Origin of the sequence: Listeria ivanovii subsp. londoniensis, from assembly GCF_000763495.1 — a bacterium.
In the GTDB taxonomy this organism is placed as follows: domain Bacteria; phylum Bacillota; class Bacilli; order Lactobacillales; family Listeriaceae; genus Listeria; species Listeria londoniensis.
On sequence record NZ_CP009576.1, the window covers coordinates 2,124,147 to 2,146,878 of the forward strand.

The window sequence follows — 22,732 nt, forward strand, 5'->3', positions numbered from 1 at the left end:
GGTGAATAAAGTGAGAAAATTTGTTTATCAGTTCAGTGAAGGTTCCAAAGAAATGAAAAATCTTTTAGGGGGAAAAGGCGCAAACTTGGCCGAAATGACGAATATTGGTCTACCTGTCCCTCCTGGCTTTATTATTTCCACAGATGCTTGTAACGATTATAGGAATAACCAAAAACATTTATCCGAAGATATTTTTGAAGAAGTAAAAATCCATTTGGCACAATTAGAAAAGCAAACAGGAAAAATATTTGGCTTCACAGAAAATCCCCTACTCGTTTCAGTCCGATCAGGCGCACCTTTTTCTATGCCTGGCATGATGGATACTATTTTAAATCTGGGGTTAAATGATGCCGCGACAAAAGGACTAGCAGATCTGACAAACGACAGCCGTTCTGCATTTGATTCTTATCGCCGTTTTATTCAGATGTTTAGTGATGTAGTGTTTGAAATACCGAGTTATCATTTTGAACAAGCCCTTACGAAAATTAAAAAAGCAAATAACTATCAACTAGACACCGAATTAACTGCGGAAGATTTAAGCAAATTAGTAACTACATATAAAGAGATTTTCACTCAAACAACCGGAAAAGTTTTCCCGCAAGAACCACTGGAACAACTACGACTTGCGATTATCGCCGTGTTCAATTCATGGATGAACCCGCGAGCAGTGATTTACCGGAAACTAAATGATATTGATGCTAGTTTTGGAACAGCGGTTAATATTCAAGCAATGGTATTTGGAAATACAGGTGACACAAGTGGAACCGGAATCACTTTTACTCGAAATCCATCTACTGGGGAAAAAGTAGTTTTTGGTGAGTTTTTACTTAATGCTCAAGGAGAGGATGTTGTCGCAGGAATCCGAACACCAGAGCCAATCAGTGCACTTAAAAAACGAATGCCTGCTGTATACAACGACTTACTCACCACATGTGAACTACTCGAAAATCATTATTTAGACATGCAAGATATCGAGTTTACCATCGAAAAAGAAAAACTTTACATTTTACAAACGAGAAATGGGAAACGAACAGCCAAAGCAGCCATTCAGGTAGCTGTTGATTTGGTTCATGAAGGAAAAATCACGAAAGACGAAGCACTTATGCGTGTGGAAACAAACCAGCTCGATCAACTCCTTCACCCCACCTTTGTTGAAAGCGCTCTAAAAAAAGAACAAGTTATCGCAACAGGTTTAGCTGCAAGTCCCGGAGCTGCAACAGGACAAATTTACTTCACCGCTAAAGAAGCAGTTCAAGCAGCTGACCAAGGCATTCCAGTCATTCTCGTTCGAAATGATACCTCACCGGAAGATATTGAAGGTATGGCAAAAAGTGTTGCCATCCTAACAGCTCATGGCGGCATGACATCTCACGCAGCAGTCGTCGCTCGCGGTATGGGAAAATGTTGTATCGCTGGCTGTTCAGAACTAATGATTAATGAAAAAGAAAAAATCATTATCCTAAAAAATGGCACACAGCTTCATGAAGGAGAACAAATCTCACTAGACGGTACTTCCGGAAAAGTCTACCTTGGTGAAATTGAACTTACAGAAGCTGCCATTGGTGGTCATTTTGATGAACTTATGTCTTGGGCCGATGAGGAAAAACAATTAACGATTCGAGTAAATGCAGATACCCCAGCTGATTTTGAAAAAGCACTTTTATTCGGTGCGGAAGGAATTGGACTTTGCCGAACGGAGCATATGTTTTTTGACGAAAAACGCATCCCGCACGTCAGACAGATGATTTTAGCAGAATCATTAGCAGAACGTGAATCGATCTTAACGACTTTAAAAGGGATGCAAAAAGAAGATTTCACCGAACTATTTCGATTAGCTAATGGACGCGCGGTCAATATTCGGTTACTTGATCCACCACTACACGAATTTTTACCAACAACTGACCCTGAAATTGAGCAACTAGCGCGTGACATGTCTCGAACTATTCCTCAACTAAACAAACGGATTCAAGCGCTTGCGGAGTCTAATCCAATGCTCGGTCACCGTGGTTCTAGGCTGGCGATTACTTTCCCAGAAATTTACCGGATGCAAGCTGAAGCGATTATCGAAAGCGCAGTCATTATTCACGACGAAGGAATAGCCGTCCATCCAGAAATTATGATTCCATTAATCGCAACTAAAAGTGAACTAAGTTATATCAAAAAAGAAATCAAACAAGCCATCCATTCCATTTTCGAAAAAGAACGGGTAGTACTTCCCTTTGATATCGGTACAATGATTGAAATCCCTAGGGCTTGTGTTACTGCAGACCAAATTGCGGAAGAAGCGCAGTTCTTTAGTTTTGGAACCAATGATTTAACCCAGCTCACTTACGGATTTTCTCGCGATGATGCGACGAAATTCCTCGGCGATTATTATGAAAAAAATATTTTGCCAAAAGATCCGTTCGTAACAATTGATAAAGATGGGGTTGGCGCACTTATCGAAATGGCTGTTACTCGAGGGCGAATGACCCATGCGAACTTAAAAATGGGCGTTTGCGGGGAACATGGTGCCGATCCGGAATCAATACGCTTTTTCCATCAACTTGGGCTTAGTTATGTTTCATGTTCTCCTTATCGTGTGCCGATTGCTCGACTTGCTGCAGCACAGGCTTCATTAGATGAAAAAAAGTTTCTTGTAACAGTATGAAAAACAAAAAACAGACATTCTTAGGTTGTATAACTTGAGAGTGTCTGTTTTTCCATTTGATAAATCAACACCCAACTATTTGTTTACTTATTCACATATTATATGATAGATTTGTAAGTAGATGTTCATATTAAATAGCTAGTGGCATAAAAGCTATACTTCTTTCTATATTATTTGCCAAATAAATCTATAGGAGATGAATCTATGAAAGTAAGTAAATCTTTTGAAGTATTTGCAAAAGAAGCTCCCGAAGTTCACGCTACTTGGATGGAAACTGTACAAAAGTTAGATACTGCGAATAAGCTTGATAAAAAAACAGAGGAACTTGCCTATATCGCTGTTATGGCAGCAGTTCGACTTGAAAGTGGTATTCCCTTTCATGTAAAAATGGCGAGATCAAACGGAGCAACAAGAGAGGAAATTATTAGTGCCATTCTTGTTGGTTTACCGGCTGTTGGTAATATTGTAACAAGTTCTTTACCCGTAGCCATTGATGCTTATGATGAAAAATAAATCTTTCAAAAAATATGGAACTATCCCATTAAAGGGGCAGTTTCATATTTGATGCGTACATTACTTTTAATATCTATCTTTCTCCCGTAAAAACTTCTACTTCTCACAAATCGCAAAATAATTCCCTTCATTATCAGCAAAATTAAAGACTCGCCCCATTGGTAAATCAACCAACTCACCAACCGTTATCTCTTTCTTTTTATAGGTTTCATATAGTTCCACGATATTTTCTCCAAAAAGTAAAATCGATGGTGTTCCGAGATTCATATCCGGGTTCATTTCAGCAACTTTCTGTTTATTTTGCAAAACAAAAGTAGTTTCTGCCTCTTTCGTGGGCGCAATTTCTATCCACTGAATTTCCCCATTTACTACTTCTTCTGAAACAACGACAAAACCTAGTTTTTCTACCCAGAAATCTCTCACTGCCGCCTGATTTTCTACATACAACATTATTTGGCCAATTTTATTTATCATGTTTTATCGCCCTCTCGTAATTTTAATTTTTCTTGTAAACCAAACTCAGCATAAAAATCACGCTTCATTTCTAATAAATAACGTAAATCATTCATAAATTGAAACAGGATTGCTCGATTTTCGAATTCTTCACGTGTCTCGGGAAGCTTGCTACTTTTAAATTCATGTACCATTGTTGTAATTTCTGCAACTAAATCTTCCGCAGTATTATGCTCATCTAGTGTCATTGCCGTTTTTTCAGTGATTTCTGCCAGTGCCAAACTTTGCTCAGAAGAATGATGGAAGGCTACTAAATGACGTTTCATTTGTGTTAAAATTCGGTACTGCACAAGGCGCATATCCACATACTGGGAGTAATAATGGGAAGCTGTAAAAAATTGATTATCCAAATTTCGTGCGGCTTTTTCTTGTGCATAGTCTAATGTACCCTTTAATTGATGTAATAATCCAAATTCATCCCGATATTCTGATTGATTACGTAAACCTTGTGCCATCTCTGTTAAAATTTGTCGCATAATTTCTTCCACTTTTTGTTGCGTTCGTTTCAATTCATCTTCCATTTTTGGCATATATAAGTTTAAAATAATCGCAATGCCCGCTCCAACAGCCATTAACAACAGCTCATTTTTAAACCAAAAGAACGAAAGCGATTGTTCTAATAAAATGTGTGTAACAAGTACTGAACTGACAACGATACCATCTGCAACATGTAATTTAACCGCAAGTGGAATGAAAATAAGTAAATATAACCCAAAACTCACTGCATTATAACCAATCAATAAGAAAAATATTGCCGCAATCGATAAGGCTAAAACGGTCGAATAGACACGTTGAATTGCTAATTGTAACGACCCTTTTTTTGTGTTTTGCACACTTAATATCGCAATAATACCTGCCGAAACTGCATACTCCAAATGTAGCCATTCTGCTATAATTATTGCAAGTGTCGCAGCAATTGCTGTTTTTACTGTCCGCATCCCAATTCGCATTTATTCCATCCCCTTCTCCATGTACAATTTATCATAGCATGAAAGCCAAAATCGCAAAAGAAAAACCTTGAAGATTGCTCTTACAAGGTTACCATTTTATTCTTCATCTATTGTTTTTTTAAATCGTGCTCGAAAAAAGAAACATAGTCCAACTATTACAATTAGCGCAATAACACTATAAATAATTGCCGAAAAACTATCCATAAACACAATAATTTCATTCCAAGATTCGCCAAGCAAAGCACCAAGACCAATTAAAACCGTATTCCAAAGCAAACTTCCAGCAGTTGTAAGTATTAAAAACTTAGACATTTTCATCTGCGTCATCCCAGCTGGAATAGAAATCAAACTCCGAATAAGTGGAATCATCCGACATATAAACACAGCCCAGCTACCATATTTCAAAAAGAAACTTTCCGCACGTTCAATATCACTTTCTTTTAAACGCAAAACTCGACCGTATTTTAAAACAAAATTTGTCATTCGTTCTTTACCAAAAAACGATGCAACCTTATATAATAAAATAGCTCCTATTACCGATCCTAGTGTGGCAACGATAATCACCGTTACAACATTCATTGCGGAAATAGTCGTCATAAAACCACCAAAAGTTAAAATAATTTCAGAGGGAATTGGCGGAAATAAATTCTCCACCATAATTAATAAAAAAATACCAATATAACCAAAATCAGTCATAATTCCTGTAATCCATGCTTCCAAAAAACACACTCCTATACTTTATTTCCCTTTTAAAGTAAGTGCTTGCTTTTAAAGTTTACTATAATAGTGCTGCTATTTCAATGGTTTACTGCAAATAAAAAACTTGGCACGTTATAGCGCACCAAGTTTTGATTTTGTTATTTTGCCACGAGTCTCATCTGTACGGCTTCTATTCTTAAACTTTGCCCTGTTGTTCCGGCAGTTGCTCCGTCTTTTACCCAGCCTTGCCAGCCTTTATTTTGAACGTGAGCTCTATATTGCACAGAGTAATTTTTGGCCATATTTCCAGTTAATTTTACTTGAAAGGCCTCTAAACGTTTTGATTGTCCACGAGTCCCAGAAATTTCACCATTTTTTAGCCAACCTTGCCAACCAATACCTTGAACGTGAGAACGATACTGGATATCTCCAGAATAAGGCATCCCTGATAGGCTAATTTTCATTGCTTCTGCTCGTAAGCCTAGCCCTGTTGTCCCAGCGGTTGTACCATTGGCTACATTACCCATCCATCCATTACTTTGAACGTGTAATTCATAATTTATTCCCTTTTGCTTGCTTACAGCTAAATTGTTGCTAAATGCCCACGTATAGATATTGTTTAGTTTTTCTTTTGTAATTCGAGTACCACAATTTTCCGGTGCGCCACCATATGCATGAACGGCTAAAATTTGTTTCTTAGAATTATAAACTCCACTCCCACTGTTACCACCAGTCGTATCTAATTTATAAAAGACATTATTTGCGGTGGTCTGGGAAATACTACCATTTTGTGTATATAACTTACCTCTTTTTTCAGCTGGATACCCACTTATAGTAATTGCTCCAGATGTATTTGTTGTTAACCCCATCGTACCAGTTTTTTGTCCTATATTTTTATTTAATTTAATAACAGCATAATCTTCCGAGGAAGGTTCTTTTTTGATCCATTCTTTTGGTACATACATTTTTTTTGCAGTTGCTTTACCAAATGGTGCTACTGACCCATTATATCCGGGACGTACTGTTACTTTAGTTGCCCAACCGCCATATTTCTTTTGATACAAACAATGAGCAGCTGTGAGTACTGAGTCATCTCCAATCATTTGTCCACTTCCAACGCTATGCATACCCACTTTTGTTAAGTTTGGAAATTCAGCCTCTATAAAAACGCTTGTAGAATAAGGATATTGTGCAGTATTAGTTACGAGCTTTCTTCCGTCCGCTCCAAAAATACTTTTTACGCTGGGAATAACTTCTTGTTCATCATTCACAAATTCAATTCCAGATAAATCCACTTCCTGCGCATCAGAGGTATCTAATGTCCCTTCTGTCGCATTGACATCTTCTAAATCGCTAATTTCATCAACAATAAATTCTTCCCCATCATTTGTTACTGTTTCTCCAACTACTTTTTCATCCGTTGTCGTTTCCATTGCTTGTGCTACTATTCCGCCACCTAACAGGAATAGTGCGAAGGCCAATAGTAAAGCTAGCATTCTAAGTTTTTTCATTGTTGTATCTCCTTTTTATTTTTTTAATTAATAAATACAAAAATAAAAATTTGTTCCATGTTGTCTATTCTGTACTTTAACTATCTCTGCTATTTTTTCTCCTCCCGTAAATAATAAATTCATCTCTGTAGCTGTTGTTTTTATTATGTATTTATTTGTTATGTGAATATGTAGTTATATTCACATAGTTATTATACTATATGCGTCCATTTATTTGTTAAGCATTTTGCATAAAAAAAGAAGCCAACATAGTGTTGACTTCTAATCTTTCTTATACTTCTAATTCCATCTTACTCGCAAAAAATCCAGCTAACCGCTCTTTCACTTTCTGAATTCCGCCAACTTCATCGCTTTCTAAATTCATTGGCATCACTGGTTCGTGCAGGCTCATACGTAACAAGAACCAACCTTCGCCAAGTGCACCACTTGTATTGACGCGAATACCTTCCAAATTTCCTGGTTCTAAAGACATATCTGCGTCTGCTTCAACAAATTTCTGTAAATCTGCTAACACATCTTGACCATACGCTTTAAAATCAGTTGCTGTAATATTTAACCGAATTTCTTCGCTTTCGGCCGGTTCTTTTAAATCGGCAATTAAATCAGCTAAGTCTTCGCCATTTCTAAGAAGGGTTGCGTATTTCATTAAAATTTTTGCAATTAAATAGGCGCCATCATCAAGGAAATAATTTTCTTTTAGCGCCGCATGTCCACTTACTTCAATCGCAATTTCAGAAGCTGTTCCTTCTCTATTTAGTCGAAGTGCCTCATTAATTACATTTCGATAGCCACGTTTAAAACGGTGTTGTTTTCCACCTTTTTCTTCAATAAAGGCTTGCAAGTGACCAGAAGTAGTCGAGTCAGTAACAATCGTTGTTCCTGGTTTTTCTTGTAAAATAATACTTGAAATAACAGCAATGAGTGGATTGCGGTTCAGGCTTTCCCCATGTTTATCCATAATAGCTGAACGGTCAACATCGGTGTCAAAGATCACACCTAAGTCTGCACCGCTTGCAAGAACTGCTTTTTTCAAGCTAGCCATCGCTTCTTCATTATCCGGATTCGGAATATGATTGGGGAAATGTCCATCAGGATCTAAAAATTGACTACCAGAAATATCTGCGCCAAGTTCTGCAAGTACTTTCTCTGCAAAAAAACCGCCAGCCCCATTTCCAGCATCAACAATAATATGACTTCCTTCTAATGGCTTCATTTTATCAGCGGCCCCAGTAATACCTGCTCTGATTTTTGCGGTTAAGTCTGCTGCATAGGTAGAAAGTAAATCTTGTTTTGTTACTTTACCACCACTTAATCCTGTTTCTATAAAAGATTTATCCGCATGCGAAACAATATAATCAATATCCTCATGTTCTGCACCGCCAGATTTCGTAAATAATTTTAGTCCGTTATACATAAATGGTAGGTGGCTCGCTGTAATCATAATTCCTGCATCACAATTATAGTCCTCATATTGAGTTGCCATGAACATTGCCGGTGTCGTTGCAAGTCCCACATCAACTACATCTATACCTGCAAATAAAAGTCCTTTTACAAGTGCCGCTTTTAATCGTTCCGCTGAAAGTCGGCTATCATGACCAATCGCTACCGTTGCCTGATTTTCCACACCCTTTTCTGCTTTTAGCCATTTCGCAAATCCATAAGCAATCTTTTCTACACGTTCATTTGTCAATGTAATCGGATATTTTTCTGTAGCAATCGCAATTCCACGTATGTCTGATCCGTTTTGCAGTGCTTCTAATGCTTTCGTTTCTGCTTGATTCATGTCATTCCTCCAGCTTCATATTTTCCACTTCATTATAGCTTATATTGCGCATCATTCACATAGTTTTACAAAAGTGGTGCTCTTCTTGCAATAATGATTTGCAGATCCACGGTTAGCTCTTGCGGCGGATTTGCTAATAAATGACGTTTTTTCTCTGCACCAATGTGCCAACCAAGTGGTGTCATTTCAAGAAAATCCACAAATAATGTTTTGGCGATTGGCGCTTTATAAGTTATTCGTTCCACCTGTTCGACCGTTAGTTTTTCCGCTAGTCGAGACATTACTGACTCATTTGAATAGCTACTTTTCTCATCGACATAAATAAATTCGCGCAATTCGCGTAAATAATTCTCTTCTGGAACTACTTTAAGTAAAAAGCCATCTTTTTTTAGTAACCGATTAAATTCCTCATAATTCGAAGGTGATAAAATATTTAAAATCACATCTGCTGTCTCTAATTGATTAGGACAGTTGGCTAGGTCTGCTACCGTCCAAACTATTCCCGGATAGTCACGCGCAGCTTGTTTAACACCTTCTTTTGCAATATCTAATCCCACAGCTTGTATGGACTGTCCTCCTACTTCAAGCTCCTTTGCCACTCGTGCTAAATGACTTCCTTCACCACAACCAGCATCATATAAAACGAGTGCTGGTTTTTCTGTATTCGCGATAATAATATTTGTCATCCGTTCAATTAACTTCTCAAAAAACCCGCTCGCAATCACTTTTTTACGTGATTCAAACAAAGTTTGATCATACTTGGTCTTATGTGCTTGCTTGAGTAAATGTAAGTACCCTGGCTTGGCAATATCAAATCCATGCTGTTCTGGGCAGACAAATGAGTGTGGCTCTTTAAAAACAAATTCACCGCCACAAATTGGACAAGCAAGAAGTGAGATACTTTCTATCATAGCAAGCTTATTTATCTCCATTTTTGATAACAATTAATTTTCACCCCACTCGAAAAACGTTGCCCGCGAATAGGCAACGTTTCTACTAATTTCTTTCGTACGTATAAAATGTGTAGTTGTACTTATTTTTTTCATCTTTTTCATGAGTTTCTTTTGCGACTTCCGAAAAATTTTCCCAATCCACTTCTGGAAAGGCGGTATCTGCATCAAACTCGGCTTCAATTTTTGTAACAATTAACTTATCTGCCACATCTATGAATAAGCGATAGATTTCCGCACCACCAACTACATAAATTGGTTCGCCAGTATTCGCAAGATCCAACACCTCATCTCGCGAATGAAGGACTTCTGCGTCACTTAAATGCAGTTCCTTATCTCGAGTTAATACAATAGTTTTTCTATTGGGTAAAGCCTTTCCTAACGATTCATAGGTTTTCCGTCCCATGACGAGTGTTTTTCCAGTGGTTGTTTTTTTAAAAAACTGTAAATCTCCTGGTAAGTACCACGGCATCTTGTTAGCTTTTCCAATATTGCCGGCGCGGTCTTGTGCCCAAACAAAAATAATCATCCAAAAAACCTCCTTTATACTGAAATTGGTGCTTTTATCGCTGAATCTGGATTATAGCCATCTAGTGAAATATCAGCCACATCAAAATCAAAAATAGTGGCTGGTTTATCGGAAAGCACTAATTTCGGAAGCGCGTGCGGAGTTCTTGTTAATTGCTCTTTCACTTGTTCGATATGATTGTTATAAAGATGTGCGTCTCCCATTGTATGGATAAACTCCCCTACATCTAGTCCTACTTCACGAGCAATTAAATGTGTAAGAAGTGCGTAACTGGCAATATTAAACGGGACTCCTAAAAATATGTCGGCGCTACGTTGATAAAGCTGGCACGAAAGTTTTCCGTCTGCCACATAGAATTGGAACAATGAGTGACATGGTGGTAAAGCCATGTTCGGAATATCTTCTGGATTCCAAGCAGATACAATCAACCGGCGTGAGTTTGGATTTGTTTTAATCATTTCAATCAAATCTGCTAACTGATCAATCGTCTCCCCTTGTGAAGTTTTCCATTCACGCCATTGTTTACCGTAAATATTACCGAGTTCACCGTACTTACTGGCAAATTCTTCTTCTTCTAAAATACGTGCTTTAAATTTTTCCATTTCCGCTTGATACACTTCTTTGAATGCAGGATCCTTTTCCGCTCGCAAGCCAAAGTCTGTCATATCTTCGCCTGTATAATCAGAACTTCTTACAAACCGTTCAAAAGCCCATTCATTCCAAATATTATTTTTATGTTGTAAAAGGTAGCGAATATTCGTATCTCCATGTAAAAACCATAGTAATTCACTTACTACAAGTTTAAATGGCACCCGTTTCGTTGTCATAATTGGAAAACCCGCTTGTAAATCAAAACGCATTTGATAACCAAATGTACTGATTGTTCCAGTTCCAGTGCGATCTCCTTTTTGTGTTCCATTCTCTAAAACGTATTTTTCTAAATCCAAATATTGTTTCATCGCTCGCACTCCTTATTCCGCAAATTGTGATAAAAATTCCCAGCGTTCCATCATTTCCTCAAGTTCCGTTTCTTTTACAGTAATTTCCTCACTAATTTCTGCCGCCTTTGTAAAATCTGCTCCTGTTTTTTCCAGTGTTTCATTTAACGTTTCTATCGTTTGTTCTAATTTACTAATCGCTTCCTCAATACCATCCCACTCTAATTGTTCTTGATACGTCAGCTTCACTTTTTGCTTTTTTTCCGGAGCGGCTTTTTCTGCGGAAGTATTGGCCATTTTTTTCATTGATTTTGCTGGTTTTCCTTTAGCTTCGAGTTCTCGTAAATAATCGCTGTACTCCCCGTAGAAAATTTCTACTTCACCAATTGCTCGGAAAACTAGCAACTTATTAACCACTTTATCTAAGAAATATCTATCATGACTTACGGTAATTACTGTTCCATTAAATGTTTCCAAATAATCTTCTAATACGGTAAGTGTTTGCGTATCTAAATCATTAGTAGGTTCATCTAATAGTAAAACATTCGGCCGTTCCATCAAAATTCGTAGTAAGAATAAACGTCTTTTTTCGCCACCCGACAGACTGCCAATTTTCTTACCATGCGAGTTTGGTGGAAATAAAAATCGTTCTAGCATGGCACTCACACTGATTACATCGCCACCGGACGTCGTGACTTGTTCTCCTGCTTCTTGTAAATAAGCAATCATTCGCATATCTGGGTCCATTTCTTCATTTTGTTGCGTGTAATAACCAATTTGAACCGTTTGCCCAGTAATGACTTCCCCAGTATCTGGTGCTAGTTTCCCGGCAAGCATGTTAAGTAAAGTGGATTTTCCAGTTCCATTATTCCCCGTAATCCCAAGCCGTTCACCTGGCTGGATGATTAAACTGAAATCTTGCAATACTTGTTTTTCATCAAAGTGTTTTTCTAAGTTTTTAAGTTCAAAGACATCTTTTCCTAAACGACTAGTAACAAAATCAATCGCTAATTCAGCATCATCCGTTTTCGTTTTCACTTTCTTCTCTAAATCATGAAATCGGTCTTGTCTTGCATTTTGCTTCGTTGCTCGACCTTGAGGACCACGACGCATCCAAGCAAGTTCTTTACGATAAAGGTTTTTATTTTTCTCTGATTCACGGACTTCGTTTTCCATTCGAACAGCTTTTGATTCCATGAACTTCTCATAATTACCAACATAGCGATAAGCAGAACCACGATCTAACTCAACCATATGATTCGTCACGCGATCCAGAAAATACCTATCATGGGTTACAAGTAACACAGCACCTTTGAAACGATTCAAATACTCTTCTAACCACCGAATAGACTGAAAATCCAAGTGGTTAGTAGGTTCATCTAAAATAAGTAAATCCGGGGTTTCAATTAAAACTTGCGCCAACCCGACCCTTTTTCGTTGACCACCAGAAAGCTCGCTAATTTTGGCTGTTAAATCAGTAATCCCAAGTCGCTCTAAAATTGTTTTTGCTTCCGTGTTCATATCCCAAGCTGCACTTGCATCCATTTCTTGACTCGCAACTGTATAGGCATCATGAAGCTTTGTATTTTCTGAATCAAGTGACATAGCAAGTAGTACTTCTTCATATCTACGCATTGCCCGGAGCGCTGCTGTATCTCCGTCAAAAACTGCTGAAAGAACTGTATCTTCCTCATTAAAAATAGGATCTTGTGCTAAATAGCCAATCGTATAGTCTTTCGCTTTCGTGATGGTTCCTTTGTCTCCCGATTCGCTTCCAGAGATAATTTGCAATAAGGTTGATTTCCCGGTGCCATTCACACCAATTAAACCAATTCGCTCACCCTCTGTAATGGTTAGTGAAATATTCTCAAAAAGGCTTTTTTCGCCATATGTTTTGGTTAAATTTTCTACTTTTAATTGTTTCATTTAGTCCCATCCATTTCCGTTCTGTCCTATCTATTCTAGCTGAAAAAGCGTCACTTAGCAATTGGTTTTGATTAGAAAAAAAGTTCCAAAAGTGTTTAACGCACTTTTGGAACTTGAATAATTAGAATAAGCCTTTCGCATTTCCATTTTCGTCGACATCCATATTTAGCGCTGCAGGTTTTTTCGGTAAACCAGGCATCGTCATTACATCGCCTGTTAAAGCAACAACAAATCCCGCACCAAGTTTTGGAATGAATTCGCGAATATGAATGACAAAATCTGTCGGCCGACCAAGTAGTGTTGGATCATCCGATAAGGAATATTGTGTTTTTGCCATACAAATCGGGTATCTATCCCAACCATATTTTTTGAAGTCGATAATTTGTTTTTGTGCTTTACTTGATAATTCCACACCAATTCCACCATAAACTTTCGTAACAATCGCATCTAATTTTTCTTCCATCGACCAAGCATCATCGTAAATGCGTTTGTAGTCTGCTTTCTCACTTTCTACAGCAGCGATTACTTTATCGGCTAGCTCTAATCCGCCAGCTCCACCTTTTTCCCAAACCTCAGTGAGTGAAAATGGTATCTCATTCTCCTCGCATAAAGCTTCAAGTTTCGCTACTTCTGCATCTGAATCGGTGATAAATTTATTGATAGCGACAACATAAGGAATCCCGAATGTTTCAATCGATTCTGTATGTTTTTGTAAGTTAGTAAAACCCTTCTGAAGTGCATCGACATTTTCTTCACTAAGCTCCGTTTTTAAAGCGCCACCATGCATTTTCAGTGCGCGAATTGTTGCAACAATAACGACACAATCTGGTGCTTTTCCAAGAGCAGGAACTTTAATATCTAAAAATTTCTCTGCACCTAAATCTGCCCCAAATCCTGCTTCTGTTACTACATAATCACCTAATTTTAACGCTGTGCTTGTCGCAGATACACTATTACAACCATGAGCAATATTCGCAAAAGGACCACCATGGACAATGGCTGGTGTATGTTCTAAAGTTTGGACTAAATTAGGTTTTAGCGCATCTTTTAAAAGTAAAGTTAATGCTCCTTCATACCCCATTTCGCCAACAGTAATTGGTTCTTTTTTATTATTATAGCCAATGACAATTTCGCTAAGACGTCTCTTTAGGTCTTTTAAATCACTTGCTAAACAAATAATTGCCATGATTTCTGATGCTACCGTAATATCAAAACCATCTTCACGTGGAACTCCTTGGATAGGACCACCTAGCCCGACAACTACTTTTCTAAGTGCGCGGTCATTTAGGTCAACCACACGTTTCCAAACAATGCGTCTACCATCAATTCCGAGCTCGTTACCTTGTTGCATATGGTTATCAATAAACGCTGATAACGCATTGTTAGCAGCAGTTATTGCATGAAAGTCACCAGTAAAATGCAAGTTAATGTCTTCCATTGGGATAACTTGCGCAAATCCCCCTCCTGTTGCTCCACCTTTAATTCCCATAGTTGGTCCAAGTGATGGTTCGCGAAGTGCAATGACTGTTTTTTTATCTTTTCTGGAGAGCGCATCTCCAAGTCCTACAGTTACAGTAGATTTCCCTTCACCAGCTGGTGTTGGATTTATTGCTGTCACAAGTACAAGATTTCCTGGTTGTTTGTCTGTTAAAGAGTGAATGGTATCATAGGATAATTTCGCTTTATACTTGCCGTATAGTTCGAGTGCATCCGCATCAAGTCCTAAACGTTCTGCAATTGTTGTAATTGGTAGAATTTCAGCATTCGATGCAATTTCAATATCTGATTTCACTTTATTTGACATGTTAACCCCTCCGAATATGTATATTGTAACAAAGAATCAAAATGCTTTGACTTTCTTTACTGCATCAAAAAAGCGCGACACCGATTGATGTAACACCATTTTTTGATTCAAAAGAAATACCTGATTGCGCAAAAATCAGCATTTGACCCTTGGATTACCATTATTCTTTTGTTTCCGGTCTATTCACTTCCATTGTCTTGAGTGCTTTTAGAGCATCTGGATGTTCTTCAAAAAACTTCACAACATCCCCAATTCGGTCAATAGAATTCCAACTTAAATGGTGTTCAATTCCTTCCACATCGTGATAAATATGGGAGGATTCTACGCCAATAATACTTAAAAAACTTTCTAGTAATGCGTGTCTTTCTAGTAGCCTTTTCCCCATTTGTTTTCCTTTAGTTGTCAATATTAATCCACGATATTTTTCATAGATTAAATACTCATCTTTATCCAATTTCTGTACCATTTTTGTTACGGAAGATGGATGGACAAATAATTCATCTGCAATATCCGAAACTCTAGCATAACCTTTTGTTTCAATTAGGGAATAGATTTTTTCAATATAATCTTCCATACTAGGTGTTGGCATAGCTATACCCTCCAACTTAATTTCTTTCACATAGCCAATTGTACTATAATATGAGGCTTTCTAAAAGCAATTACCCTTTCCAAAACGAAATTTTTTCCTAGCAAATTCACGTTTGTTTTTAAACTGAGTGCAGTTTTTAGCAGCTAAATTAGATATAAAATCAAAAAAGTAAGCTCTTACAAGTCCAAAAATTTAAAAAATATATAAAAATCAGCTTGACGTTGATAGGTATTTTGATTTATAGTGTTAATATCATATGCGGTGACGCTATGAACTGAAAAGGGCGTATTTGCGAGAAATTTTTTTCGTTTGAAATGTAAGCGTTTTAAAAGAAACGATTTTTAGCAATTATTAGCCATACTTAGGAGGATTTATTTCGATGCAAAATGGGAAAGTAAAATGGTTTAACAATGAAAAGGGTTACGGTTTTATCGAATCAGACGGCGGCGAAGATATCTTTGTTCACTTCACAGCAATCCAAGGTGATGGCTACAAATCTTTAGAAGAAGGTCAAGCGGTCATTTTTGAAGTCGTAGAAGGTAACCGTGGTGCTCAAGCTGCGAATGTAGAGAAAGCCTAAATCAGTTACTTAGTAGACACGGACTTAAAAACCGGTAGCTTCATTTGCCGGTTTTTTTATTGCAAAAAGAATGCTTTCCTTCTATAATAAAGCCACATTACATAATATGGAGGAAATGAAAAATGGAAGTATTCGTGGATGGAGCAAGTGCAGGAAATCCTGGTCCAAGCGGTGCAGGCATAGTTTTAAAAGCAGATGGCATACATGAACAATTGGCGATTCCTCTAGCAGTTATGACTAACCATGAAGCGGAATTCATCGCGATTAAACTAGGTCTTGAAGCAGCTCTAAAAAAGCAAGCAACTTTCATTCGTCTATACTCAGATTCTAAAGTGGCGATAGAAGCCATTCAGAAAAGACATGCTAAAAATCCTTTATTTAAACATCATCTTGATGAAATTTTACAGATGAGTGATCCTCTTGCATTGTTCTTTGTCGAATGGCGCCATGTCAGTCAAAATAAACAAGCAGATCAACTGGCACGTCAAGCTATAAAAAAACAGAAGCAATCTGGGAAATAGCACCAGCTTGCTTCTGTTTTTATTCTATGTCTCGAGTGAGCGTTTTTAAACCATATTTTTCAATAACTGAATAGGCATCTTCCCTAAAACCGTTATATTTTAAGCTATCCAAATTCATCTCGAGCGGTACTTCTGTATGAATTCTAGCTAATTTTTGACTTAGTTCTAACATCGCTAAGTCTTCTTGAATTTTCGTTTGCTGTGCTGGCTTGAGTTTAGCGAGGTTGGATAAAACTCCTTCAATTGATTCGTATTCTTGAATTAATTTAATTGCTGTTTTTTCACCAATGCCACGAACACCAGGATATCCATCTGAGGTATCCCCCATCAGTGCTTTTACATCAATGAACTGGCGCGGAGTAATACCCATTTCTTCAAAAAATGTCACTTCATTATATCGTTTATAATTGCCATAACCCTTTTGCATAATCCAAACATCATTCGTTGGTGCAATCAGTTGTAATAAATCCTTATCACCACTTAGCACTGTGGTTGAAATAGTACTTGCAGCCTGGACAGTAATCGTGCCAATACAATCATCCGCTTCAAAACCTGGTACACCTAAATTCACAAAACCAAACCCAGTTGCAACTTCTTTGGCTAAATCAAACTGTGGAATCATTTCTTCTGGCGGAGCGGTTCTGCCAGCTTTATAACCATCATAAAGTTCATTACGAAATGTCTGAGAACCCATATCCCAACAAATAAGTGTATGGGTTGGATTACTTTGGCGGATTGCTGCAAACATATGACGCATAAATCCTTGAACCCCGTTTGTTGGTATTCCATGTTGATTAAACATAAACTGTTTCGAAACTGCCGTTGCATAAAAGGCCCGGAAAAGTAATGCCATTCCATCAACAACAAGCAAATTTTCTCGATTCTCGCTCATATATAGTCCTCCAATTTCTTTCTACTGCCCTCTATTGTAGCATAATTATAACTGGCTCGCAGAAAAAAAGAGGTATTTTACCAGCTTGCTTTTTTCACGCCGGGTAATTGTCCTTGATGTGCTAATTCACGAAAACGAATCCGTGACATGTCGAATTTACGCATATAACCATGTGGGCGACCTGTTAAGGCACAGCGATTGTGTAATCTTGTTGGTGATGAATTTCTTGGTAATTTACCCAGTTCTTCATAACGACCTTCAGCTTTTAGCGTTCGACGTAATTCAGCATACTTCTCTACCAATGCTTTTTGCTGCTCATGTTTAGCAACTTTTGATTTTTTAGCCATAAAATGCTCCTTTCTTAAATAGTAATAATTCCGATTTAAATCATACACCTGTTTTAAAATGAATGCAAGCTTTCTGTTTTTTTGTTAATAAAACCGCCTAAAGTCCATCGTTCAAATGATAGAAATTAAGCGGTTTTTAATTTATTTAGTTCCTACAAGGGGCCCATAAGCATTTGAAAAGCCATTGTTATACGCAACGCCAGCTTTATTTTTACCAGCATCCCAGTTAACCGACCAAGTCATAATCCCTTTTACAGGCGTTCCTTTAGCTTGCAGGCGAGTGAAGACATTTTTGACAATTTGCGGATCTGTTACATAACCAGTTGCAGCGGCATCCACATTAGCTGGCAAACCAAAGACAAATTTATTCGCAGGAATTTTTAAATAACCGCGCGTTCCATTAATAAAAGAATCTGCCATATAATATAAGAATGATTCTTTCAGTGTGTCATTGTTTTGGGCAATCCATTGGTTCGTTTCATCCACCCAAACACCATCTCCACCTTGGTTATATAGTTGTGGGGCGATATAATCATAATAATTAGCAAGAGAGGTTAAATAACTTTCATAGGCACTTCCAGGCTTTAAGTAAGGGAATTCTGGCGCCATCGTGATTAAGAAATTTTTACCTTCTGCTTTGTAGTGATCTTTTACCATTTTCAACGCTGCCGGAATAACGGTTTTATTGTCCCCAGCAGTAATAGCACTTTGTTCTAAATCAATGTCTAAGCCATCAAATCCGTATTTTTCTACTTGGCGAATAATTTCATTTGCGAATGCTTGCTCATCCCCTGCCTTTAATTCAACGTGTCCATCTGCACCACCAAGAGCTAATAAAACTGCACGTCCTTCTTTGTTCAAAGCCCCCACTTGCGCTCTGAAATCGCTATCACTTATTCCCACAGGTTTAAATGTCGGAATACGATTCACCCCGTCGCCTTTCATGAAAGAAACATCCACCACATTATATGCTTTTGGTGTATCTTTTAAAGCAATATCTGCGGAGGTGCCTTGTTGATAGCCATCGTTTCCAGTTGATTTCCAGCTATGCCAATATCCAACTAACACTTGTTTATTAGAGATATCCGGCATAATAGATGCATCATCCGTTGCTGCCTGCGCTGTGCCCCCAAATGACCCAATTCCCGTTCCTACTAAAAGTAAAGATAAACCACCAAACATTATTGGTTTCCCATTCATCTACTTTTCCCCCTTACTGTTTTACCCCAAAAGCTAACCTTGGAGCTACTAGAAAATACCCAGCCTACTGAAAACAAAACTAGAAAAACAGCAAAAAAGCGAAATTGATATAGACCAATTTCGCTTTTAAAATCATTTTCATTTACAAACACTGAGAAAAAAATAGCCCAAATAAAACTGTTTTATTTTTCAGTCGGCATGTTGCGGTTCCGGATTTGTCACTTCTTTCGCTTTACGGTGACGGTGTGGAATCATATTAAAGATGATATTAAGCGCAATTGCTGTCACACTTCCAGCTACAATGCCATTACTCGTAAATAGGCGAACAAAGTCTGGAAATGCGTTAAATAAGTCAGGAACTACTGTAACTCCTAAACCTACTCCAACCGAACAAGCAATTATTAATAAGTTTTCCTGCGATGTAAAATTGACTTTGCCTAGCATCTTAATTCCTTGTGCTACAACCATTCCAAACATTGCAACCATAGCTCCTCCAAGAACTGGCGTTGGAATAATCGTTGTAATCGCTCCGATTTTAGGAATTAGCCCTAAGACAATTAAAAAAACAGCAGTCGCATAAATAACTTTACGCGTTTTAATCCCGGAAAGCTGAACTAAGCCAACATTTTGGGAATAAGCAGTATATGGAAAAGTATTAAAAACACCACCAAGCATAATCGCCAGTCCTTCTGCTCGGTAACCACGAGTCAAATCCTTTTTAGTCAATTTTTGTTCCGTGATATCTGATAAGGCAAAGTAAACACCCGTAGATTCAACCATGCTGACAAGCGCAATTAAAATCATCGTAATAATTGCTGGCCACTCAAATGTTGGAGTTCCAAAGTAAAATGGCTTCGGCATATGAAACCAGCTAGCCTCATTTACAGGCCCAAGTGAAATACCTTTATAAAGCGCCGCAAAAATGGAACCACCAACAAGCCCAATCAGAACAGCAATTGCTTTAGAAAACCCTTGACCAAAGCGATAAACTAAAATAATTAACAATAAAGTGCCAAACCCAAGACCAAGATTATACATCGAACCAAAATCTTTCGCACCTTCCCCGCCAGCTAAATTATTAATCGCTACCGGAATTAGTGTTAAGCCAATAACTGTCACAACCGATCCAGTTACAACAGGTGGAAAAAATCGTACAACTTTAGAGAAAAATGGAGCGATCAATAATACAAAAAGTCCAGAAACAATTATAGAGCCATAAATCGCGCCAATTCCCATATCCTGACCAATTAAAATAATTGGCGCAATCGCTTGAACTGCACAGCCTAATACAACTGGTAAACCAATTCCAAAAAAAACGATTAACCGTTAACTGTAAGAGCGTTGCAATCCCGCACATAAAAATATCGATCGAAACTAAGTATGTCATCTCTTCTCCGTTAAACCCTAGTGCAGCGCCAATTAATAATGGCACAATCACTGCCCCTGCGTACATCGCAAGAACATGTTGAAAACCTAAAGCAGCAATTTTTCCTTTACCTAACATTTAGACTTATTCCTCCTCTAAAAATAAGATTTCTTCGTTTTCAAGTGAGGATATTCTAGCTAGTGAGTAAACGGGAATCCCTGTTTGATTTAATAATGCTCGGCCTTGTTGAAATGATTTTTCAATCACAATACCAATTCCTGCTACTTTGACTCCAGCAAGTTCAGCAAGTTCAAGTAACCCAAGTGCAGCCTGTCCATTAGCAAGAAAATCATCAATCACCAAAATCGTATCTGCTTCTGTTAAAAATGATTTCGAAACTGAGATATCATTTGATTCCTTTTTGGTATAAGAATAAACCCTACTAGTATAAAGATTCTCTGTTAGTGTGACCGATTTTTTCTTCCGCGCAAAAACAACTGGAACTGAAAGCGCTAATCCTGCAAAAACTGCGGGAGCAATACCTGATGATTCAATCGTTACTATTTTGGTAATGCCTAAACCTTTGAATCGTTCAGCAAATTCATTCCCGATTTCTTGCATCAAACCAGGATCAATTTGATGATTTAAAAAAGCATCTACTTTTAAGACGTTGCCTGGTAAAACGGTCCCTTTTTCTTTAATAAATTCTTCCAGTAGTTTCAAGTGATATTCTCCTTTCAAAATAAAAAAACTGCTCCTCTATTTTTAGAGAAGCAGTATAGAAGCCACCAAAAATCCTAGTGACTTCTTTATACAAACTACTCATAGTCCGGTTATTTACGGTAACCAGGTAGAAACTCGTTGCCCAATCGCAACTATTATATAAGTATTTCGATTTTAAGTTATGTGGTTTATTATAGCTTTCTAGATTAACTAGGTCAAGCTAATTTTTCACTTGTCAAACTGGTAGACGTAAGCATATCTTTTTTCTAGTAAATCTAGTAAGTAGGTTGGATTTAGCCCTTCGCCAGTTGTATCTGTTAAAATTTCTAGTGGTTGTTTTGTTTTACCAAATTGGTGAACGTGCTGAGTCAACCATTCTTTTAGTTCAGAGTAGTCATCACTTGCAATAATCGCATCCATATTAGGGATTTCTTTTTGCATTTGATGGTAGAACTGTGCCGCATACATTAAACCAAGCGCGTACGATGGGAAATAACCAAAATCGCCACCCGCCCAGTGAATATCTTGCAAGACGCCGTTTGTGTCAGAATCTGGACGGATACCCAAGTATTCTTCGTATTTGTCTCCCCAGGCTTTCGGTAAGTCTTTTACTTCTAAATCGCCATTAATTAACGCTTTTTCAAGTTCATAGCGAATCATAATATGAAGTGGATAAGTTAAAGTATCCGCCTCAATTCGAATCAGTGAACTTTCTGAGATATTCACAGCACGATAAAAGTCTTCTAGCTTCACATCATCAAAAGCCGGTTTTGTAATTGCTTGAAAATCAGCATAATTACTTTTCCAAAAAGCCAGACTAGAACCAATGATAATTTCATAAAATAGCGACTGTGATTCATGAATCCCCATGGAAGCCCCATTTGCTAGTGGTGTTCCTACAAGCGCTTCATCAAAATTTTGCTCATAAATCGCATGCCCACCTTCATGGATAGTTCCAAAAACAGCCATTTTGAAATCATTTTCATTGTAACGTGTAGTAATTCGAACATCACCGGTATTTAATCCCGTCGCGAATGGATGTACCGTTTCATCTAATCGGCCTGCCTCAAAATCAAAACCCATTTTGTTTAAAATTCGAATACTAAATTCTTTTTGTTTTGCTACAGAAATTTTTGTGTTTAAAATTGTTGCGTCTGGCTTAATTCCTTCTTTGGCAATTTTTTCACGAATAGCCATAATACCATCACGAACTTTTTCAAACACAGAATCAAGTACTGCAACTGTTACACCAGGCTCATATTGATCAAGCAATGTATCATATTTATTTTCCGCGTAACCCCAATAATCCACAAAGTTGCGTTTCATTTCCAAAATCCTAGTCAAAAATGGTTCAAATGCTGCAAAATCATTTTGTTCTCTAGCCGTTGTCCAAGCTGTTTCTGCTTGAGCCACTAGTTTGGTGTATTCGGCATATTCTTTACTTGGGATTTTTTTATTTAAATCATAATTTTTTTGAGACTCTTCTAAAGTTTTACGAGTAACTTCGGATAGATTTTCTTTATTTAGATTTAGTCCCGCAATAAAAGCGGCCATTTCTTCGGATGTCTGCATATGGAATATTTCTTCGGAAAGAACACCAATGACATCTGAACGTCCTTCCATTCCCTTTACAGGTGCCCCTGTTCGAAGGTCCCAATACACTAATGCTAAAGCTTCTTCCAGTGCTTCCATTTTTTTTATATAGGCTAAAAATTCCTGTTCTAATGTTTCTACCAAATTTAACTCCT

The 22,732-nt window shown here is 37.7% G+C and carries 19 protein-coding genes, 2 pseudogenes and 1 riboswitch; of the genes and pseudogenes, 4 read left to right on the forward strand and 17 right to left on the reverse strand.

Going from position 1 to position 22,732, the window contains the following annotated elements; genetic code table 11:
- Positions 1–10: 10 nt before the first annotated feature.
- A complete protein-coding gene (ppdK, locus tag JL53_RS10405; RefSeq protein WP_038407570.1) occupies positions 11–2,650 on the forward strand; it encodes a pyruvate, phosphate dikinase in 2,640 nt (879 codons plus the stop codon).
- 204 nt (positions 2,651–2,854) lie between these two features.
- Positions 2,855–3,163 carry a carboxymuconolactone decarboxylase family protein gene (locus JL53_RS10410; protein ID WP_038407571.1) on the forward strand — a complete coding sequence of 103 codons (309 nt, stop codon included), beginning with the start codon at positions 2,855–2,857 and terminating at the stop codon, positions 3,161–3,163.
- A 96-nt stretch (positions 3,164–3,259) separates the two neighbouring features.
- Here the strand turns inward: JL53_RS10410 and JL53_RS10415 are convergent, their stop codons facing one another.
- The 11 genes and pseudogenes from JL53_RS10415 to mntR all read right to left on the reverse strand — a co-directional run bounded on the left by JL53_RS10415 (position 3,260) and on the right by mntR (position 15,355).
- A complete protein-coding gene (locus tag JL53_RS10415; RefSeq protein ID WP_038407572.1) occupies positions 3,260–3,637 on the reverse strand; it encodes a VOC family protein in 378 nt (125 codons plus the stop codon).
- A 3-nt stretch (positions 3,638–3,640) separates the two neighbouring features.
- Positions 3,641–4,626, reverse strand: a pseudogene (locus JL53_RS10420) (aromatic acid exporter family protein).
- A 96-nt stretch (positions 4,627–4,722) separates the two neighbouring features.
- Entirely contained in the window at positions 4,723–5,346 is a 624-nt protein-coding gene (locus JL53_RS10425) for a DedA family protein (protein WP_003720191.1), read from the reverse strand.
- Positions 5,347–5,483: 137 nt separating this feature from the next.
- Entirely contained in the window at positions 5,484–6,836 is a 1,353-nt protein-coding gene (locus JL53_RS10430; RefSeq protein WP_003720192.1) for a trypsin-like serine protease, read from the reverse strand.
- Positions 6,837–7,107: 271 nt separating this feature from the next.
- Complete coding sequence (locus JL53_RS10435; RefSeq protein ID WP_038407574.1) at positions 7,108–8,619, reverse strand: phosphohexomutase domain-containing protein; 1,512 nt, start codon at positions 8,617–8,619, stop codon at positions 7,108–7,110.
- 65 nt (positions 8,620–8,684) lie between these two features.
- Positions 8,685–9,563 carry a putative RNA methyltransferase gene (locus JL53_RS10440; protein ID WP_038407575.1) on the reverse strand — a complete coding sequence of 293 codons (879 nt, stop codon included), beginning with the start codon at positions 9,561–9,563 and terminating at the stop codon, positions 8,685–8,687.
- Between the two features lie 52 nt (positions 9,564–9,615).
- Positions 9,616–10,098, reverse strand: a complete 483-nt coding sequence (locus JL53_RS10445; RefSeq protein ID WP_038407576.1) for a dihydrofolate reductase — start codon at positions 10,096–10,098, stop codon at positions 9,616–9,618.
- 14 nt (positions 10,099–10,112) lie between these two features.
- Complete coding sequence (locus JL53_RS10450; RefSeq protein WP_038407577.1) at positions 10,113–11,057, reverse strand: thymidylate synthase; 945 nt, start codon at positions 11,055–11,057, stop codon at positions 10,113–10,115.
- 12 nt (positions 11,058–11,069) lie between these two features.
- Positions 11,070–12,962 carry an ABC-F family ATP-binding cassette domain-containing protein gene (locus JL53_RS10455; RefSeq protein WP_038407578.1) on the reverse strand — a complete coding sequence of 631 codons (1,893 nt, stop codon included), beginning with the start codon at positions 12,960–12,962 and terminating at the stop codon, positions 11,070–11,072.
- Positions 12,963–13,083: 121 nt separating this feature from the next.
- On the reverse strand, positions 13,084–14,766 hold the full coding sequence (locus JL53_RS10460) for a formate--tetrahydrofolate ligase (RefSeq protein WP_038407579.1): 1,683 nt from the start codon (positions 14,764–14,766) through the stop codon (positions 13,084–13,086).
- Positions 14,767–14,926: 160 nt separating this feature from the next.
- Positions 14,927–15,355, reverse strand: coding sequence for a transcriptional regulator MntR (gene mntR, locus JL53_RS10465; protein WP_003720199.1), 429 nt, complete (start codon positions 15,353–15,355; stop codon positions 14,927–14,929).
- A gap of 379 nt (positions 15,356–15,734) precedes the next feature.
- Between mntR and cspD the strand changes: the two genes are divergently transcribed.
- Entirely contained in the window at positions 15,735–15,935 is a 201-nt protein-coding gene (gene cspD / locus JL53_RS10470; protein ID WP_003720200.1) for a cold-shock protein CspD, read from the forward strand.
- A 122-nt stretch (positions 15,936–16,057) separates the two neighbouring features.
- Entirely contained in the window at positions 16,058–16,456 is a 399-nt protein-coding gene (locus JL53_RS10475; protein WP_003720201.1) for a ribonuclease HI family protein, read from the forward strand.
- Positions 16,457–16,475: 19 nt separating this feature from the next.
- Here the strand turns inward: JL53_RS10475 and JL53_RS10480 are convergent, their stop codons facing one another.
- From JL53_RS10480 to JL53_RS10505, 6 genes and pseudogenes are all read right to left on the reverse strand, one after another.
- Positions 16,476–17,348 carry a 5'-3' exonuclease gene (locus tag JL53_RS10480; protein ID WP_038407580.1) on the reverse strand — a complete coding sequence of 291 codons (873 nt, stop codon included), beginning with the start codon at positions 17,346–17,348 and terminating at the stop codon, positions 16,476–16,478.
- A gap of 77 nt (positions 17,349–17,425) precedes the next feature.
- Entirely contained in the window at positions 17,426–17,695 is a 270-nt protein-coding gene (gene rpsN, locus JL53_RS10485; RefSeq protein WP_038407581.1) for a 30S ribosomal protein S14, read from the reverse strand.
- A 141-nt stretch (positions 17,696–17,836) separates the two neighbouring features.
- A complete protein-coding gene (chiA, locus tag JL53_RS10490; RefSeq protein ID WP_038407582.1) occupies positions 17,837–18,895 on the reverse strand; it encodes a chitinase ChiA in 1,059 nt (352 codons plus the stop codon).
- Positions 18,896–19,084: 189 nt separating this feature from the next.
- Positions 19,085–20,399: pseudogene (locus JL53_RS10495) on the reverse strand (nucleobase:cation symporter-2 family protein).
- 6 nt (positions 20,400–20,405) lie between these two features.
- A complete protein-coding gene (locus JL53_RS10500) occupies positions 20,406–20,984 on the reverse strand; it encodes a xanthine phosphoribosyltransferase (RefSeq protein WP_003720207.1) in 579 nt (192 codons plus the stop codon).
- Between the two features lie 82 nt (positions 20,985–21,066).
- Positions 21,067–21,167, reverse strand: a riboswitch (purine riboswitch).
- 45 nt (positions 21,168–21,212) lie between these two features.
- Entirely contained in the window at positions 21,213–22,721 is a 1,509-nt protein-coding gene (locus tag JL53_RS10505) for a carboxypeptidase M32 (RefSeq protein WP_003720209.1), read from the reverse strand.
- Positions 22,722–22,732: the final 11 nt, after the last annotated feature.